This window comes from Pseudactinotalea sp. HY158, from assembly GCF_009660225.1.
GTDB lineage: Bacteria > Actinomycetota > Actinomycetes > Actinomycetales > Beutenbergiaceae > HY158.
Window position 1 is genome coordinate 2133536 of the sequence record NZ_CP045920.1, and the last position, 17475, is coordinate 2151010.

General features: G+C 74.2%; 16 protein-coding genes. 8 read left to right on the top strand and 8 right to left on the bottom strand.

What is annotated here, in order from left to right; translation table 11 throughout:
* Window positions 1-122 precede the first annotated feature (122 nt).
* The 8 genes from GCE65_RS09420 (at window position 123) to GCE65_RS09455 (ending at window position 8680) form a co-directional block, all read left to right on the top strand.
* Window positions 123-1001, top strand: a complete 879-nt coding sequence (locus tag GCE65_RS09420; protein ID WP_153878202.1) for a transketolase — start codon at window positions 123-125, stop codon at window positions 999-1001.
* On the top strand, window positions 998-1963 hold the full coding sequence (locus GCE65_RS09425) for a transketolase family protein (protein WP_153878203.1): 966 nt from the start codon (window positions 998-1000) through the stop codon (window positions 1961-1963). The genes GCE65_RS09420 and GCE65_RS09425 overlap by 4 nt, the downstream gene beginning before the upstream one ends.
* Window positions 1956-3422 (top strand): FGGY family carbohydrate kinase, encoded by a 1467-nt coding sequence (locus tag GCE65_RS09430; protein WP_153878204.1) that lies wholly within the window; start codon window positions 1956-1958, stop codon window positions 3420-3422. The genes GCE65_RS09425 and GCE65_RS09430 overlap by 8 nt, the downstream gene beginning before the upstream one ends.
* 10 nt (window positions 3423-3432) lie before the next feature.
* Window positions 3433-4242 (top strand): SDR family NAD(P)-dependent oxidoreductase, encoded by an 810-nt coding sequence (locus GCE65_RS09435; protein ID WP_153878205.1) that lies wholly within the window; start codon window positions 3433-3435, stop codon window positions 4240-4242.
* A gap of 32 nt (window positions 4243-4274) precedes the next feature.
* On the top strand, window positions 4275-5270 hold the full coding sequence (locus GCE65_RS09440; protein ID WP_153878206.1) for an ABC transporter permease: 996 nt from the start codon (window positions 4275-4277) through the stop codon (window positions 5268-5270).
* Window positions 5271-5330: 60 nt separating this feature from the next.
* Window positions 5331-6287, top strand: coding sequence for a substrate-binding domain-containing protein (locus GCE65_RS09445; protein ID WP_152910205.1), 957 nt, complete (start codon window positions 5331-5333; stop codon window positions 6285-6287).
* A 28-nt stretch (window positions 6288-6315) separates the two neighbouring features.
* The gene (locus GCE65_RS09450) at window positions 6316-7806 is read left to right on the top strand and encodes a sugar ABC transporter ATP-binding protein (protein ID WP_153878207.1); all 1491 of its coding nucleotides are present in this window, start codon (window positions 6316-6318) and stop codon (window positions 7804-7806) included.
* An 85-nt stretch (window positions 7807-7891) separates the two neighbouring features.
* Entirely contained in the window at window positions 7892-8680 is a 789-nt protein-coding gene (locus GCE65_RS09455; RefSeq protein ID WP_153878208.1) for an SDR family oxidoreductase, read from the top strand.
* Window positions 8681-8721: 41 nt separating this feature from the next.
* Here the strand turns inward: GCE65_RS09455 and GCE65_RS09460 are convergent, their stop codons facing one another.
* The 8 genes from GCE65_RS09460 to hemE form a co-directional block, all read right to left on the bottom strand.
* Complete coding sequence (locus tag GCE65_RS09460; RefSeq protein WP_153878209.1) at window positions 8722-10035, bottom strand: glutamate-1-semialdehyde 2,1-aminomutase; 1314 nt, start codon at window positions 10033-10035, stop codon at window positions 8722-8724.
* The gene (gene hemB, locus GCE65_RS09465) at window positions 10032-11027 is read right to left on the bottom strand and encodes a porphobilinogen synthase (protein ID WP_370460095.1); all 996 of its coding nucleotides are present in this window, start codon (window positions 11025-11027) and stop codon (window positions 10032-10034) included. Before hemB ends, GCE65_RS09460 begins: the two co-directional genes overlap by 4 nt.
* Window positions 11028-11085: 58 nt before the next feature.
* Window positions 11086-11850, bottom strand: a complete 765-nt coding sequence (locus tag GCE65_RS09470; protein ID WP_153878211.1) for a uroporphyrinogen-III synthase — start codon at window positions 11848-11850, stop codon at window positions 11086-11088.
* Entirely contained in the window at window positions 11841-12773 is a 933-nt protein-coding gene (gene hemC, locus GCE65_RS09475) for a hydroxymethylbilane synthase (protein WP_228759874.1), read from the bottom strand. The genes GCE65_RS09470 and hemC overlap by 10 nt, the downstream gene beginning before the upstream one ends.
* Window positions 12770-13969: a ferrochelatase gene (locus GCE65_RS09480; RefSeq protein ID WP_228759875.1), complete on the bottom strand. Its 1200-nt coding sequence runs from the start codon at window positions 13967-13969 to the stop codon at window positions 12770-12772. Before GCE65_RS09480 ends, hemC begins: the two co-directional genes overlap by 4 nt.
* Window positions 13966-14646 (bottom strand): hydrogen peroxide-dependent heme synthase, encoded by a 681-nt coding sequence (gene hemQ, locus GCE65_RS09485; protein ID WP_153878212.1) that lies wholly within the window; start codon window positions 14644-14646, stop codon window positions 13966-13968. Before hemQ ends, GCE65_RS09480 begins: the two co-directional genes overlap by 4 nt.
* A gap of 91 nt (window positions 14647-14737) precedes the next feature.
* The gene (locus GCE65_RS09490) at window positions 14738-16381 is read right to left on the bottom strand and encodes a hypothetical protein (protein ID WP_153878213.1); all 1644 of its coding nucleotides are present in this window, start codon (window positions 16379-16381) and stop codon (window positions 14738-14740) included.
* Window positions 16382-16389: 8 nt separating this feature from the next.
* A complete protein-coding gene (gene hemE / locus GCE65_RS09495; protein ID WP_153878214.1) occupies window positions 16390-17466 on the bottom strand; it encodes a uroporphyrinogen decarboxylase in 1077 nt (358 codons plus the stop codon).
* Between the last annotated feature and the right edge of the window lie 9 nt (window positions 17467-17475).

Genomic DNA, 17475 nt, shown 5'->3' on the forward strand with positions numbered 1-17475 from the left:
CCGGGCCGATCGGCGGCAGCCGCCGCACCGGGCCGCACCGAGTTCTCATCACACCTCTTGACAACCATCGAACGCCGTGGCCTACTAGATGCATTGTTAGTCACCGATGAATGGACATGCACATGCTAAGCGTCGACGAAGCGCAGGTAGCCCGCTGGCGAGGACTCCGCGACGAGATCTCCCGGGCCGCCGCCGCCGAGAAGGTGAGCCTTCTCGCCGCGGAGGCCACCCGCCACCGTGCCGACAACCTCCGGACCATCGATGCCGCCCAGCAGGGCCACATCGGTGGAGACATGTCGATCACCGACGTGCTCACGACCCTCTACTACGCCGTGCTCGACATCGACCCGGGCGACCCCGACGCGGACGGTCGCGACCGCCTCGTGCTCTCCAAGGGGCACTGCGCGGCGGCCCTGTACACGGTGCTCTCCTCGTGCGGCTACTTCTCGCCGTCCGAGCTCCCCACGTTCATGGCCCCCCTCTCGCCCCTCAACGGCCACCCGAACCGCCTCAAGGTGCCGGGGGTCGAGGCGAACACCGGCCCGCTCGGGCACGGTCTGCCGATCGCCACCGGCATCGCCAAGGCGGCCAAGCTGCGCGGCGCCTCGAACCGGGTGTTCGTGCTGCTGGGCGACGGCGAACTGCAGGAGGGCAGCAACTGGGAGGCCTTCATGGCCGCCTCCCACTTCAAGCTGGACAATCTCGTCGCGGTGGTCGACCGGAACCGCCTCCAGCAGGGCGCCCGCACCGAGGACACGAACTCCCTCGACCCGCTGCCCGAGCGCCTGAGCGCCTTCGGCTGGGAGGTCCGCGAGATCGACGGGCACGACTTCACCCAGCTTCTCGCCGCATTCACCCCCTCGACGAGCGGCCGTCCCGTCGCGGTCGTCGCCCACACGATCAAGGGCAAGGGCATCTCCTTCATGGAGGACGACGTCGCCTGGCATCACAAGGTCCCCTCGCCCGAGCAGGTCGAGGCCGCACTGAAGGAACTGGTATGAGCACCGCCACCCCCACCAAGGCCCCCGTCTACGACAACCGCGAGGCGTTCGCCGACGAACTCTGCGCCCTCGCCCGCGAGGACGAGCGCATCGTCGTCGTCTGCAACGACTCGGTCGGATCCAGCAAGCTCGGCGGCTTCCGCGAGGAGTTCGGGCCGCGGCTGGTCAACGTCGGCATCGCCGAGCAGAACATGGTCGGCGTCGGCGCCGGCCTGGCCAACGGCGGCCTGGTGCCGTTCGTCAGCAGCGCCGCGCCGTTCCTCACGGGCCGCTCCCTCGAGCAGGTCAAGGCCGACATCGCCTACAGCCAGTACCCGGTGATCCTCTGCGGCCAGAGCACCGGCATGGCCTACGGCGAACTCGGCCCGACCCACCACTCCGTGGAGGACCTCTCGTGGCTGCGCGCGCTGCCCGGCCTCGACATCGTCGTGCCCGCGGACCGCGCCGAGACCCGCCAGGCGGTGCGCCTGGCCGCCGCCCGGCCCGGCCCCACCTACATCCGCGTGGGCCGCTTCAAGGTCCCCGACGTCACCCCCGAGGGCCACGTGCTCGAACGCGGGCGCTGGAGCATCCTGCGGGAGGGCGCCGACGTCGCACTCGTGGCGACCGGAACGATGGTCCACGGTGCACTCGTCGCCGCCGAGACCCTCGCCGCCTCCGGCATCGAGGCGACCGTCGTCAACGCCGCCTACATCGCCCCCCTGGACCTCGACCTCCTCGACGAGCTCGCCGGCCGGGTCGAGGCGATCGTGTCGGTGGAGGAGGCGACCCTCTCCGGTGGACTCGGGGCCGCGGTCGCGAGCCGCATCGCCCAGCGCCCCACGACCCGTCCGGCCGTGCGCCTGCTCGGCGTCCACGACGAGTTCGCCCCGACCGGATCGAACGAGTTCCTCCTCGACTACTTCGGCCTCACGCCGGAGAAGATCGTCGAGGCGAGCACCGAGGCCCTGCGCCATGCCTAGCACGGGGTACGTTCTGGCGATCGACCAGGGCACCAGCTCGACGAAGGCGGTCGTGGTCACGGCGGACGGTCGCGTGCGCGCCGGCGCCAGCGTGCCCCTGACCGCCGAGAGCCCCCGGCCGGGCTGGGTGGAGCAGGACCCGGACCGGGTGCTCGCGAGCGTCGTCGAGGCGGCGCGGGCCACGGCCGAGAGCGTCGGGCACCCGCCGGTCGCGCTCGCCCTGAGCAGCCAGCGTGAGTCCGCGCTCGCGTGGGATCCCCACGGCGAGCCGTGCTCGCCCGTCATCGGCTGGCAGGACCGGCGCACCTCCTCCCGCGCCGAGGAACTGGCCGAGGACGCCGACGACGTCCGCCGGCGCACCGGGCTCCCCCTCGACCCGATGTTCTCCGCGCTCAAGTTCGAGTGGATCCTCGATCGCTGGGACGCGGATCGCACACGGGCACGGGCGGGCGACCTGCGCCTGGGGACCGTCGACTCCTTCCTCATGCGGCGCCTGACCGGCACCGATCAGATCGAGCTCGGCAACGCCGGCCGCACCCAGGTGCTCAACATCGACACGGCGCACTGGGACGACGCCCTGTGCGACCTGTTCTCGATCCCTCCGCAGTCACTGCCCCCGCTCGCCCGCTCGAACGCCGCTCCGCGGCTGACCGAGGAGATCTTCCCGGGCGCGACCGGGGTGCCCGTGGCAGCCGTGCTCGGCGACTCCCACGCCGCGCTCTTCGCGCACGCGGCCCGCGACCCCGAGGCCGTCAAGGTCACCTACGGGACCGGCTCGTCGATCATGGGCCTGACCTCCGGCCCGGTCGAGGCGGAGACCGGCCTCGCGCGCACGATCGCGTGGGACACCGGCACGCCGGCCCGCGCCTTCGAGGGAAACATCCTCGCCACGGGGGCCACGCTCGTGTGGCTGAGCTCGATCCTCGATCGGTCCCCCGTCGAACTCGCCGCACTCGCCCGGACCGTCCCGGACTCCGGCGGAGTGGATCTCGTGCCCGCGTTCGCCGGACTCGGCGCACCGTGGTGGGACACCCGGGCGGTCGGGCTCATCAGCGGCTTCGACCTCGGCGCCACGACGGCGCACCTCGCCCGCGCCGCGCTCGAATCCATCCCGCTCCAGATCGAGGACGTCCTGACCCGAGCGGATTCGGTGGCGGGACGCCGGCCCCGCGTCTACGTCGACGGCGGCCCCGCCGGGAACGACTGGCTCATGCAGCGCCAGGCGGACCTGAGCGATCGCACCGTCGTGCGGCCCGCGAGCACGGGCCTGTCCGGCATCGGCGCCGCGTACCTCGCGGGCCTGACCGTCGACCTCTGGGACGAGGCCGCCCTGCGGGGGCTCGCAATCGAGTCCGACAGCTTCGACCCGGCACCGACCGCGGCCGACCACGACCGACGCCGGCAGTGGGCACGCGCACTCGACCGATCCCGCCACGAACCCTCCGGGCACCGACAGTAAAGGATTCACAATGCCAAGCACCGACTTCTCCGCGCTCTTCGCGGGACACTTCACCGGCAGGCGAGTCGTCGTCATGGGCGGCGCCCGCGGGATCGGGGCCGACATCGGCGAGGGGTTCGCCCGGGCCGGGGCCAGCGTGCTCCTGACCGACCTGACCCCCGCCGTCCTCGACACGGCTTCGGCCCTGAACGAGACCGGGCTCGACGTGACCGGCCTCGTGGCCGATGCCACGGACGAGGACGACGTCGCCGGCGTCTTCGCGCACGTGCGGTCCGAGTGGGGCTCGCTCGACGTCCTGGTCAACAATGCCGGCATCATCACGATCAGCCGCCTCGAGGAGACGAGTACCGAGGACTTCGCCAAGGTGCTCGCCGTCAACACGACGGCCCAGTTCCTCGCCGCCCGCGAGGCGCTGTCGCTGCTCCGGGCCGCGGGCGGGGGCAGCATCCTCAACGCCGCCTCCGGCCAGGCACGTGAGGGCTTCATCTTCACCCCGAGCTACGCCGCCTCGAAGTTCGGCGTCATGGGCATGACACAGTCGCTCGCCAAGGAGCTCGCCCCCGAGAACATCCGTGTCAACGCCTATTGCCCGGGCATCGTCGAGACGGAGATGTGGGAGTACAACGACCGCGAATGGGGTCGCCTCATCGGCGGCTACGAGCCCGGCGAGTACATCCGCAACGCCATCGAATCGATCCCCCTCGGCCGCGCCGCCTCCGGTGCGGACATCGCGCACGCCCTCATGTTCCTCGCCTCCGACGCCGGTACGTACATCACCGGACAGGCGCTGAACATCGACGGCGGCATGTTCATGAACTGACCCCAGACGCATCGCAACGGAGCGCACCCCAGATGTCTACAACGATCGACACCACCCCCACGACCCAGGCCACCGGCCGGCCGACACCGCATTGGTACACCCGGCTCACGGGATCCGGCGGAGCCTTCGTCGGCCTCGCCGCACTCTTCGTCGTCCTGTCGCTGACGACCCCCGGCTTCTTCAGCAGCTCGAACCTGCTCAACGTGCTCGACCAGGCGACCGTGCTCTCGGTCATCGCCGTCGGCGCCACGGCCGTCATCATCACCGGCGGGATCGACCTCTCGGTCGGCTCCGTGCTCGCCCTGAGCACGATGGTGCTCGGCTGGCTCAGCCACGACGGCGGCTTCCCGATGTGGATCGCCATCCTCGCGGCCCTGGCCACCGGCGCCCTCGCCGGACTGGCGAACGGCCTGGGCGTCACCCTCGGAAAGCTCCCGCCGTTCATCGCGACCCTCGCGATGTTCTCGATCGCACGCGGGCTCGCCAACCTCATCACCGACGGCCGCCAGATCATCGGCTACCCGGACTGGTTCTTCCAGCTGTCCTCGAACCGCTACATCGGCGTGCTCTCCGTGACGGTGCTCGTCATGATCGTCACGTTCGCCATCGGCGGGATCTACCTCAAGCGCCGCCCCGGCGGCCGCTCCCTCTACGCCATCGGCGGCGGGAAGGACGTCGCCCGGCTGGCCGGGCTCAAGGTCAAGAAGATCACGACCATGACCTACGTCTGGGCGGGCCTGCTCGCCGGGCTCGGCGGGGTCATCCTCGCGACCCGACTCAACTCCTCCCAGCCGTCCGCGGGCACGGGCCTGGAGCTCGACGTGATCGCCGCGGTCGTCATCGGCGGCGCGAGCCTCAACGGCGGCACCGGCCGGATCGCCGGAACCATCGCGGGCGTGTTCATCATGGGCATGCTCCGCAACGGCCTCAACCTCCTCGGGGTCTCCCCGTTCCTGCAGCAGATCTTCATCGGCCTCGTCATCGCCCTGGCCGTCATGGCCGACGTCCTCCAGCGCCGCACGAAGTAGAGCGCCCGCGCGACACCTCGCGCATCCCCGATCCACACCATTCACTCGAAGGAGAGCACTATGAACCTCAGGTCCCGCGCCTCGCGCGCACTCATCGCCGGAATCGCCGGCATCACGCTCCTCGGCGGCTGCGCCCTGACCCAGGCCGGCGAGAGCGACGACACGATCAGCATCGGCCTGGCCGTGGCCAACCAGCAGGCGGACTTCTTCAACCAGATCCGCGAGGCCGTGCAGGCCCGGGGCGCCGAGGACGGCGTCGAGGTGATCCTCTCCGACGCCGGCGGCGACGCGAACCGGCAGGTGAGCCAGATCCAGGACTTCATCACCCAGAAGGTCGACGCGATCATCTACATCCCGGCCGGCGCCACCGCCGCGTCCGTCCCGATCCGCGATGCGCACGAAGCCGGCATCCCCGTGGTGACGGTCGACCGCAACCCGGAGGAGGAACCGGGCGACACGTTCATCGCGACGGACAGCGTCGCCGCGGCCAAGGCCCTCGGTGACTGGGTCGTCGAGCAGACCGGCGGCGAGGGCAGACTCGGGGTCATCCAGGGCCAGATCGGCACCACCCCCGAGATCGCCCGAAACAAGGGCTTCGAGGAGGCCCTCGAGGGATCCGACATCACCGAGGTCGCCCGTCAGGCCTCGCAGGGATGGCACCAGGACGAGGGCTTCAACATCGCCCAGGACATGCTCCAGGCCAACCCCGACATCGACATCATCTTCGGCCGCGCCGACGCCCTCGCCCTGGGGGCCGCCGAGGCCGCCCGCGCCGCCGGCTACAGCCCGGAGGACATCCTCATCGTCGGGTTCGACGGCGACGTCGCGGGCCTCGAGGCGGTTCGTGACGGCGTCATCGACGCGACCGTGACCCAGCAGACCCAGCTCATGGGCGGCCTCGCCTTCGACTCGGCCATCAAGCTGATCGACGGGAAGGACGTCCCCGCCGAGCAGCTCCAGGAAGGCATCGTCACGACACCCGAGAACGTCGAGCCCTTCATCGAACAGCACCCGTGATCGGACGCCGACGCGCAAGGAGACCATCATGAGCACCAACGATCAGGGACTCGTCCTCTCCGGGATCAGCAAGGCCTACCCCGGCACCCAGGCACTCGCCCACGTCGACCTCGAGATCCGCCCCGGTGAGGTCGTCGCGCTCCTCGGCGAGAACGGCGCCGGCAAGTCGACCCTCGCAAGCATCGTCGCCGGGCTCACGCCGCCCACGACGGGCACGATGACGTGGCGCGGCCGGCCCTACACCCCGGGATCGCCGCGGGAGGCGCTCGACAACGGGATCGCCCTCATCCACCAGGAGATGCGGCTCCTGCCGGACCTGACCGCCGCGGAGAACGTCGTCATCGGGCGTTGGCCGGCCTCGGCCGGCGGGTTCGTCGACCACAAGACGCTCAACCGGCAGGCGGCCGAGGCGTTGCGTCGGCTCGGGTTCCGGCCGCCCCCGACGACGCTCGTTCGGCACCTGAGCGTCGCGGCGCAGCAGCAGGTCGAGATCGCCAAGGCACTCATGGTCGACGCCCGCCTCCTCATCCTCGACGAGCCCACGGCCGCGCTCGGCGCCGAGGAGACCGACGCGCTCTTCACGCAGGTGCGGGCGCTGCGCGACCAGGGCCACTCGTTCGTCTACGTGAGTCACCGCCTCGAGGAGATCCGGCGGATCGCCGACCGGATCGTCATCCTTCGCGACGGGGCGTTGATCGCTGAGCACGACGAGAGCCACATCGACGTCGACATCCTCGTCTCCCAGATGGTCGGGCGCTCGGTCGAGCGTCTCTTCCCGGAGATGCCCGCGCCCACCGGGCAGGTCGTGCTCGACGTGCAGGACCTGGCCGGGATCAACGGTCGCTTCCGTGACGTCTCCTTCCAGGTCCACGCCGGGGAGGTCCTCGGGATCGCCGGGATCGTCGGGGCGGGGCGCACCGAACTCGTTCGGGCGATCACCGGTGCCGACCGCTCGAGTCACGGCAGCGTGCACGTCAACGGCACCGCGCTCACGAACGGGTCGGTCACCGGCGCGCTCGCCGCGGGCGTCGTCATGGTGCCGGAGGATCGCCGTCACCAGGGCATCATCGCCGAGGCGACCATCAGCGAGAACTCGATGCTCGTCAACTTCCCGGGCGTCACCCGCGGCGGCTGGATCGGCGAGGAGAAGGTCCGGTCCCTCGCGGAGCGGGTGATCGAGCGGATGGGCGTCAAGGGCAGGCCGGACACGAGCGTGGGCGCCCTCTCCGGCGGGAACCAGCAGAAGGTCGTCATCGGCAAATGGCTCGAACTCGGGCCCAACGTCGTCGTCCTCGACGAGCCGACGCGCGGGATCGACGTCGGCGCGAGAGCCGCGATCTACGAGGTCATCCGCGAACTCGCGGAGAAGGGGCTGGCGGTGATCGTCGTCAGCTCGGATCTCGACGAGGTCCTCGGCCTCTCGCACCGCGTGCTCGTGCTCGCCGGGGGCGAGGCCCAGGGCCTGCTGCCGCGCGCGGAGGCCACCCCCGAGCGGGTCATGACCCTCGCCACGGCCTGACCGACCCCGTGCCGACAGTGCTGCCCGTGCCGCCGGTGCTGCTCGCCCCGATCCCGCTGTCCATCCTCGATCCTCGGAGACCCATATGAATCCCTCCCCCGCACGCTCCCACGGCGCCGACTTCTCCCTCGCCGGGCAGGTCGGACTCGTGACGGGTGCGGCGAGCGGCATCGGCCAGGCGATCGCCTGGGCGATGGCCGCCGCCGGCGCCGACGTCGCCTGCCTCGATCGCGACGGCGACTCCCTCGCAGCCACCGTCGAGGGGATTCGCGGCCTCGGCCGCACCGCCCTGCCCCTCGAATGCGACGTCACGAGCGAGGACGCCCTCGGCGCCGCCGTCGCCACCGTCGAATCCGACCTGGGCGAGCTGAGCCTCGCGGTGAACTCCGCGGGAATCGCGAATGCGGCCCCCGCGGAGAACCTCCCACGCGAGCAGTGGCAGCGCCTGTACGACGTGAACGTCACCGGCGTCTTCCTCAGCTGCCAGGCGCAGGCCCGGGTCATGCTCCCGCGCCGGCGCGGCGCCATCGTCAACGTCGCGTCGATGTCCGGCACCATCGCCAACCGCGGGCTGACGCAGGTGCACTACAACTCGGCCAAGGCCGCCGTGGCACACCTGACGAAGTCGCTGGCGGTCGAATGGGCCGACCGGGGCATCCGGGTCAACGCCATCAGCCCGGGCTACACGGCCACCCCGATGAACCGCCGCCCCGAGGTCGCCGACCAGGCGCGGCGGTTCGCGGCGGACACCCCGCTCGCGCGCATGGCCGAGCCGAGCGAGATCGCCGGGCCGACCGTGTTCCTGCTCTCGTCGGCCGCGTCCTTCTGCACCGGGGTCGACCTCCTCGTCGACGGCGGGTTCTGCTGCTGGTAGTCCCGCGACCCCAGCCCCGGCTCCCGATTCCTGCAGCCGAACTACGACTCCGGCCGCGGCGCCGCCGCGGCCGCCCGGGCCGCCGCGGGCAGGGCCGCGGCGATCTCCTCGACCACGGCGGCGTCGTGGGCCGCGGAGACGAACCAGGCCTCGAAGGGAGAGGGCGGCGGCGCGATCCCCGCAACCACGAGGGCGTGGAAGAACGGGGCGTACCGCCAGTGCTCGCTGCGCTGCATGCCCGCGTAGTCGCGTGGGCGCCCGTCCGGCCACAGCGAGTCCGGCCCGAACACGATCGAGAACAGGTTCCCGGCCCGGCTCACGAGCGCGGGCACGCCGGCGCCGGCGAGCGCCTCCGCGGCGGCGGCACCGATCGCGGCGGCCGCCGCGTCGACCCGCTCGTACACGCCCGCATCCGCCAGCCGCAGGGTCTCGGCGCCGGCGGCCACCGCCACCGGGTTCCCGCTCAGCGTGCCCGCCTGATACACCGGCCCGAGCGGGGCGAGGAGGTTGAGCACCCCCGCCCGGCCGGCGACCGCGGCCACGGGCAGACCGCCCCCGATCACCTTGCCGAACGTGAACAGGTCCGGCGTCCACTCGTCGGTCCGGTCGAGGCCCCACCAGCCGGCCGGGCCGACCCGGAAGCCGGTGAGCACCTCGTCGGCGATGAGCAGCGCCCCGTGCTCGCGGGTGACCCGGCGCAGGAACGCGTTGAACCCGGCGCGCGGGGCCACGACCCCCATGTTCGCGGCCGCCGCCTCGGTGATCACGGCGGCGATCCGGCCCGGATGGGCGGCGAACGCGGCCCGCACGGCCGCCTCGTCGTTGTAGGGGAGCACGACCGTCAGCGCGGCGATCGGGGCTGGAACGCCCGCGGACCCGGGGATCGCGAGCGTGGCCACGCCGGAGCCCGCGTCGGCGAGCAGCCCGTCCGAGTGACCGTGGTAGTGCCCGGCGAACTTGATCACGAGGTCCCGGCCGGTCGCGGCGCGGGCGAGCCGCACCGCCGTCATGGTCGCCTCGGTGCCCGTGGAGACGAGCCGCACCCGCTCCGCGGCCGGAACCCGGTCGCGGATGAGCTCGGCCAGGTCGGTCTCCCCGGGCGTCGGGGCGCCGAAGGACAGGCCCCGGCCGGCGGCGTCCCGAACCGCCTCGACCACCCGGGGGTGCGCATGGCCGAGGAGCGCGGGCCCCCACGAGCCCACGAGGTCGAGATAGCCGCGCCCGGACTCGTCGAACACCCGCGGCCCGCGCGCGCCGGTGATCACGAGCGGGTCCCCGCCGACGCCGGCCCACGCCCGCACGGGCGAGTCGACCCCGCCGGGGATGACGCCCCGGGCCCGGTCCAGCTCGCTCATGCCCCCTCCCCCCGCCGCGTCGTCGGCGCATCGCGCAGGGCGGCCGCCAGGTCGAGCGCCCAGTACGTGAGCACCGCGTCGGCTCCGGCCCGCACGATGCACGTGACCGATTCGGCGATCGCGGCGTCCCGGTCGATCCACCCGTTCGCTGCGGCGGCCTCGATCATCGCGTACTCCCCCGACACTTGATAGGCCCACACGGGCACGGGGCTCTCGGCGGCGATCCCGGCGAGCACGTCGAGGTAGCCGAGCGCGGGCTTGACCATGACGACGTCGGCCCCCTCGGCCGCATCGAGCGCGGCCTCGCGCCGACCCTCCCGGGCGCTGGCCGGGTCGAGCTGGTAGGTGCGCCGATCCCCGCGGAGCGTCGAACCGACGGCCTCGCGGAACGGCCCGTAGAAGCTCGACGCGTATTTCGCGGAGTAGGCGAGGATCGCGCAGTCGGTGCGCCCGGCCTCCTCGAGGGCGTCCCGCACGGCCGCGACCTGGCCGTCCATCATCCCCGACAGGCCGAGCAGCCCGGCTCCGGCCTCGGCCTGGGCGAGGGCCATCGCCCGGTAGCGCTCGAGCGTGGCGTCGTTGTCGACGGCCCCGTCGGCGTCGAGCACGCCGCAGTGGCCGTGGTCGGTGAACTCGTCCAGGCACAGGTCGGCGGCCACCACGAGTTCGTCGCCCACTTCGGCCGCGATCGCGGCGATGGCCCGGTTGAGGATGCCGTCGGGATCAGTGGCGCCGCTGCCGGTCGCGTCCCTGCGGGCAGGCACGCCGAAGAGCATGAGGCCGCCGATCCCCGCCGCGGCGGCGGCGCAGGCGGTCGAGCGGGCGGAGTCGAGGCCGTGCTGGACCACCCCGGGCATCGCGGCGATCGGCCTGGGGGCGTCGCCCTCGTGCACGAACATCGGCAGCATGAGCGAGCGCGGATGGAGGCGGGTCTCGGCGGACATCGCCCGCAGGGCGGGGGTGGCGCGCAGTCGGCGGGGCCGGATTCTCAAACGGATACTCCTCAGCGGTGCGGGGGCGTCGGGGCGGGCAGGTGGCCCAGGGCGGTGGTCACGAGGGAGCGCATGGACGGCGCAGCCGCCGTGGCCGTGACCGTGAGCCCGGCCGCGTGGGCGTCTCGGGCGGTCTGATCGCCGAGGCAGACGAGGGCGGTGCCGGCGCCGATGGGCACGGCGGCCAGTGCCCGGGCCACGGAGCCGGAGGTGACGAGGGCTGCATCCGCCTCGCCGGCGCGCAGCCGAGCGGCGTCGTCGCCGCCCAGGGGCGCGGTCCGGGGAGGTAGGCGGTGACCTCCTCGACCGTGCAGCCCCGGGCCGCCAGGTCCGCGGCGAGGGTGGGGTGGGCGAGGTCGGAGTGCGGCAGCAGGATCCGCCGCCCGCCGGTGCCGGGGCCGTCGCCGTCGCCCGTGCCGGGGCCGTCGATTTCCTCCCCGAGCGCGGCCGCGAGCGCGGCGGCCGTGGCGGACCGCGGCGTGAGGTCGACCCGCCAGCCGATCTCGGCCAGCGCCCGCGCGGTTGCCGGGCCGACGGCGGCGACGCGGGTGGTCGCGGGCACGTGCCAGGCCGCCAGGGCGGGGGCGGCGGCCCCGCTCGTCACGACGATCCAGTCGTAGCGGCCGGACGCGACCCGGGTGGCGGCCGCCTCGAGCGGTCCGGCCGGGGCGCGGAGGGTGCGGATGAGCGGCACGATCCACGCCTCGGCGCCCACGCCCTCCTCCTGGGCGAGGGTCTCGACCAGGCCGGCCACGCGTCGTCCCCACTCCCCCGCCCGGGGCACGAGCACCCGGGCGCGCGGGCCGGCCGCCCTCACAGCCATGCCGCCGCGCCCCCGGCGAGCAGCTCGGCGGCGAGCCCGCGGCCGAGGGCCCCGGCCCCCTCGGCCGTTCCCGTGGCCGTGCCGGTCACGAGACTCGACCCGTCGGGGGCGTAGGCGATCGCCTCGAGCCGCAGGTCGGGGTTCCCAGAGGGCCCGGTGCGTTCAGGGTTGTCAGAGTTCCCGGGGCTCGCAGGGTCCCCGGTGCCGGCGAGCGCCGCGACGGGGGCCGCGCACCCCGCCTCGAGCGCGGCGAGCAGGCTGCGTTCGGCCGTGGTGGCCGCCCACGTCGGCGCATCGTGGAGCACGCGCAGGCGGCGGGCGAGCGCGTCGTCGCCGGCGCGCACCTCGACGACGATCGCCCCCTGGCCGGGGGCGGCGGGCCCGTCGAGATATTCGTCGATCACCTCGGTGCGGCCGAGGCGGCGCAGGCCGGCGGCGGCGAGCACGACGGCGTCCAGGTCGGCGCCGGGCCCGAGCGCGCGGGCGAGCCGGGTCTCGACGTTGCCGCGGATATCGACCACGTCGAGGTCGGGCCGGGCGGCCAGCAGCCGGGCGCGCCGGCGCGGGGAGCCGGTGCCCACCCGGGCACCGCGGGGCAGGTCGGCCAGCCGGGCCCCGCACAGCACGTCGCGGGGATCCTCCCGGGCGGGGGTGGCGGCGAACGCGAGTCCCGGATGGGGCGCGGTGGGCAGGTCCTTGAGGGAGTGCACGAGGGCGTCGCATTCGCCGGCGAGCAGCGCCTCGCGCAGCCGGGTCGCGAAGATCCCGGTGCCGCCGAGGCTCGCGAGCGAGGCGCGGGTGCGGTCGCCGGCGGAGACCATCGGCACGAGCTCGGCGGGTTCCCCGGCGGCGGCGAGTGCCGCCACGACCGTGCCGGACTGGGCGGTCGCGAGCGCCGAGGCGCGGGTGCCGATGCGGATCACGGTGCCACGCCGGCGATCGCGGGCCGAAAGCCGCGCCGCACGTTCTCGCAGCAGCCGGGACGGCAGACGTCGAACCACGGGCCCAGGTCGGTGAGAGCGGCGCGCTCGGCCACCGGGCGGGCGCCGGCCCGTTCGGCCACGAGGTCGACGAGCCCGCGCACGAAGTCCGGATGCACGCCCGGGGTGGGCACCCGCGCGCACGCCAGCCCGCGCGCGGTGGCGGTCTCGGTCGCCTCCTCGTCGAGGTCCCACATGACCTCCATGTGGTCGGAGAGGAACCCGAGGGGCACGATGAGCACGGCGTCGCGGTCGGTGAGCGCCTCGATCGCGTGGTTGATGTCCGGTTCGAGCCAGGGCTGGTCGGGCGGGCCGGAGCGGGACTGGTAGGTGAGCTGCCAGCCGGCCCCGGGCTCGTCGAGGGTTTCCATGATGACCCCCGCGACGGCGAGGTGCTGGGCGGCGTACGCCCCGCCGTCACCCCAATCGCTCGCGTGGCCGTCCGGCAGCAGCGCCGGGCCGGAGCGGCGGGCGTCGTCGATCGGGATCGAGTGGGTGGCGAAGAGCACCTCGATCCGCTCGGCGCCGCGGGCGCGCAGGTCGGCGAGCCCGGCGCGCACGCCCTCGACGAACGGGGTGACGAAGCCGGGGTGATCGAAGAACTGGCGCACCTTGTCCACCTCCATCGCCTCGGCCAGCCCGGTCGCCTCGAGCACGTCGGCGAGATCCTCGCGGTACTGCCGGCACGAGGAGTAGGAGGCGTAGGCGGAGGTCGGGATCATGAGCAGGCGGGTGTGGCCGGCGTCGTGGGCGGCGCGCACCGCATCGGTCAGGTACGGATCCCAGTTCCGGTTGCCCCAGTACACGGGCAGGTCGAGTCCGGCGGCCGTGAGGGCCGCCTCGAGCGCCTCGCGCAGCTGCCGGTTGTGGCCGTTGATGGGGCTGACCCCGCCGAAGTGGCGGTAGTGCACGGCCACCTCCTCGAGCCGCTCGTCGGGGATCCCCCGGCCCGCGGTGACGTTGCGCAGGAACGGCAGCACATCGGCCTGCCCCTCGGGGCCGCCGAACCCGGCGAGCAGCACCGCGTCGTAGGACGTCGGGGCGCTCACGTGGGCCTCGCCGGCGGCCGCGGCCGGGCTCGCGCTCGGCACCCGGGCGCCCGCCGCGAGGTGGACTCCCGTGGCCGGGGCCGGCTTCACCCGAGCACCTCCGCCGCCTCCGCCGCGGCGATCCGCCGCCCGGTGAAGAACGGGGTCTCGAGCACCACGTGCCGGCGGGCCCCGACGTAGCGCAGCGCGCGCATGAGGTCGACGAGCTCGGCCGGATCGTCCGCCTCGAGCGGGACGACCCATTCGTAGTCCCCGAGCGCGAAGGCCGCGACCGTGTTCGTGAGCACCTGGAAGCCCGCGCCCGCGCGGCCGTGCTCGGCGAGCATCGCGCGCCGTTCCTCGGCGGGCAGGAGGTACCACTCGCGGCTGCGCACGAACGGGTACACGCACAGCCAGCCGCGCGGTTCGACCCCGCGCACGAACGCCGGCACGTGATCCCGGCTGAACTCCGCCTCGCGGTGCAGGCCCATGGCGTTCCACGTGGGCGCCGTGTCCGCGAGCAGGCGGGTGCCGCGCAGGGCCCGCCAGGCGGCCTGGAGCCCCTCGGCGGTGGGCCCGTGCAGCCAGAACAGGAGGTCGGCGTCGGCCTTGAGGGCCGACACGTCGTAGATTCCTCGCAGCTCGGCCGCTCCGGGCAGGGCCGCGATCACGTCCTCGAACTCGGCGACCGCGGTGGTCGTGGGGGTGGCCGGGGTCGTGGGGGCTGCCGCGCCGCCGGCCGGATCGCGCCGGACCACGGCCCACAGGGTGTACGTATCGGTAGTCACCCGCACACCGTAAGCCCGCGGCCGCGCCCCGACTCGCGACGCCCCGTCACCTCGATCACGACCGCGCGTCAGCACGATCGGCGCGGCCCGCTCAGGCACTCGCCTCCTCGCCGGCGGCGCGGGCGTGCGCGACGATCCGTGCCAGTCCCGGGCCGAGCACGTGCGCGCCGGTGAGCCGGATCCCCGGCGGCTCCGGGGTGTCCGTGGCCGGGCGGGCGATCGGGAGCCGCCAGGCCCGGTGGGCCCAGGCACGCGTATGGACGACGTAGCCCAGCTCGCGCAGGTCCGCCCGCCCGTGCTCGGGGGTGCGGGGGCGGTGGCCGGAATACGTGAGCCGGACGACCTCCCCCCACGGGCTCGACCCGCCCCATTTCGCGCTCGTGAACGTCACGGCGGTGAGTCGGGTGCCGGGCCGGTCGCCGGGCTGGCCATTGGGCCGATCACCGGGCACGTCACCGGGCAGGTCATCGGGCAGGATGATCCCGCCGCGGTCGGTCGGGCCGGAGAGGTCGCCCGCGAGCACGAGCACCTGCCGGTGGCGCACCGCCGGCCACTCACCCAGCCCGGGCACGGGGGCCGCGGCCACCACCCGCGCCGCCCGGAGCACGCGCCCGCCCTCGAGCCGCAGCCGAAACCCGCCCGCACTCCGCTCGGTCCCCTCGATCGACATGGTCCCGCCGATCCCGGCCCCGTCGACCCCGGCCCCGTCGATCCCGGCCCCGTCGATCCCGGCCCCGCCGATGGCTGTGACCCGCGTGTACACCCGCCGCACTCCGAGCCGGTGACACTCGGCGCGCAGCCGGATCGCGAGCACCGACATCCCCCCGGCCAGGCCCGCCAGCTCGCCGTTCCCGGCCGTCGCGCCCGGCCCACCCTCCTCGCCCGGCCCGCTCGGCCCGCTCAGCCCGTTCGGTCCGCTCGGCCCGCTCGGGGCAGTGCCCCCCGATGGCCCATCGCGCTCGGACCTCCCCACACGTGCCGCCGTCCCCGCACGTTCGGCGCGGATCCGGCCGATGGCACCGGCGAGCGAGCCGGCGGCGCGCAGGTGCGCGGTGAGGCCGGGCACGAGGTCCTCGGCGGGTGTGCGGTCCGCATCACGGCCGAGCACGCCGGCCACGAGCGGGGCGACGCACCGCTCCGCGACCGCGGGGCCCATCCGCCGGCGCACGAGGTCTCCGAGCGTGCCGAGTACGCCGGGTGCGCCGGGCAGCGGGTCCGGGAGGGGCTCGGCGTCGAGTTCGCGGGCGAGGCGCACGGCGCCGGCTCCGATCGAGCGCGCGAGCAGGGGATCCGACAGGTCCGCGGGGATGCCCAGCACCGCGGCGGTCGGGATCGGCAGCAGCCCGCCCCGCCGGTACACGCGGGTGGGGTGGGGAGCCGGATCGAGGATGGCTCCGGCCAGGCCGAGCTCGGCCAGGTAGTCGGCCATCACTCCCCCGCGGGTGGCGAAGCCCTCCGCCCCGAGTTCCACCCAGGCACCGGGTGTACCCGGGGCCGGAATCGTTCCCCCGACCGCCGTTCCGGCCGACGCCTCCGACCTCCCCGGTCCGGGGACCACCGGACCGGGGCCCACCGGGCCGGAGACCACCGGGCCGACGGGCCGCAGCCGCCCGCGCTGCACCTGACCGTCCCCGGCCGGGGCCACGAGCGTGACGTGACACCCGCCGGCGGCCGCGGCCGCGCGCGCCGCCACGAGGCCCGCGATCCCGGCCCCGATCACGACCACCTCACGCATGGGCGACCTCACGCATGGGCGAGGTCGACGATCCGGGTGAGCACCCCCGGATCCGTCTCGGGCGGAACCCCGTGACCGAGGTTGAGCACATGCCCGGGCGCGCGGGCGCCGTCCTCGATCACGCGATGCACGTGCTCGGCGAGCACGGGCCACGGCGCGCCGAGGAGCGCGGGGTCGATATTGCCCTGGAGGGGCACCCCCGGCACGGCGCGGGCGGCGTCGGTCAGGGAGAGCCGGTGGTCGACGCCGAGGACGTCGGCCCCGACGCCGGCGAGGTCGGGAAGCAGGTGGGCCGTGCCGACCCCGAAGTGGACGGTCGGCACGGTCCCGCCGGCGATGCGCGCCTCGCGCACCGGGGCGAGCGCGAGCCGCGAGGCGGGCGCCACGAGGCGGCGGTAGTCGGGCGCGGGCAGCGAGCCGGCCCAGGAGTCGAAGAGCTGCACCGCGCTCGCCCCGGCCCGCGCCTGGGCGAGGAGGAACGCCCCGGACAGGCGCGCCGTCCAGTCGGCGAGGGCGCGCCAGAGGCCGGGATCGGCGTGCATGAGGGTGCGGGCCGCGAGGTGATCGCGCGAGGGCCGGCCCTCGACCATGTACGCGGCGAGGGTGAACGGGGCGCCCGCGAAGCCGATGAGCGGGATCGGCCCGAGCTCGGCGGTGAGCAGCCGCACGGCCTCGGTCACCGGGGCGAACATGCCCTCCTCGATCGGCCGGGCCACGAGCTCCTCGATGCCGCGACGGTCGCGGATCGGCTCGGCGAACACGGGCCCGACGCCGGGGGCGATGTCCACCTCGACGCCGGCGAGGCGCAGCGGGATCACGATGTCGGAGAACAGGATGGCCGCATCGACCCCGTGACGGCGCACGGGCTGGAGTGTGATCTCGGTGGCGAGGGCCGGGTCGAGGCACGCCTCGAGCATCCCGATGCCGGCACGGGCGGCGCGGGCGGCACGGTATTCGGGCAGGGACCGCCCGGCCTGTCGCATGAACCACACGGGCAGCCGGTCGGGGCGGCGGCCGCGGTAGGCCTCGATGAGCGGGGCGAGGGCGGTGGCGCCCTCGAGGGGGTGGATCGTGGGAGTGTGCACGGTTCCCGA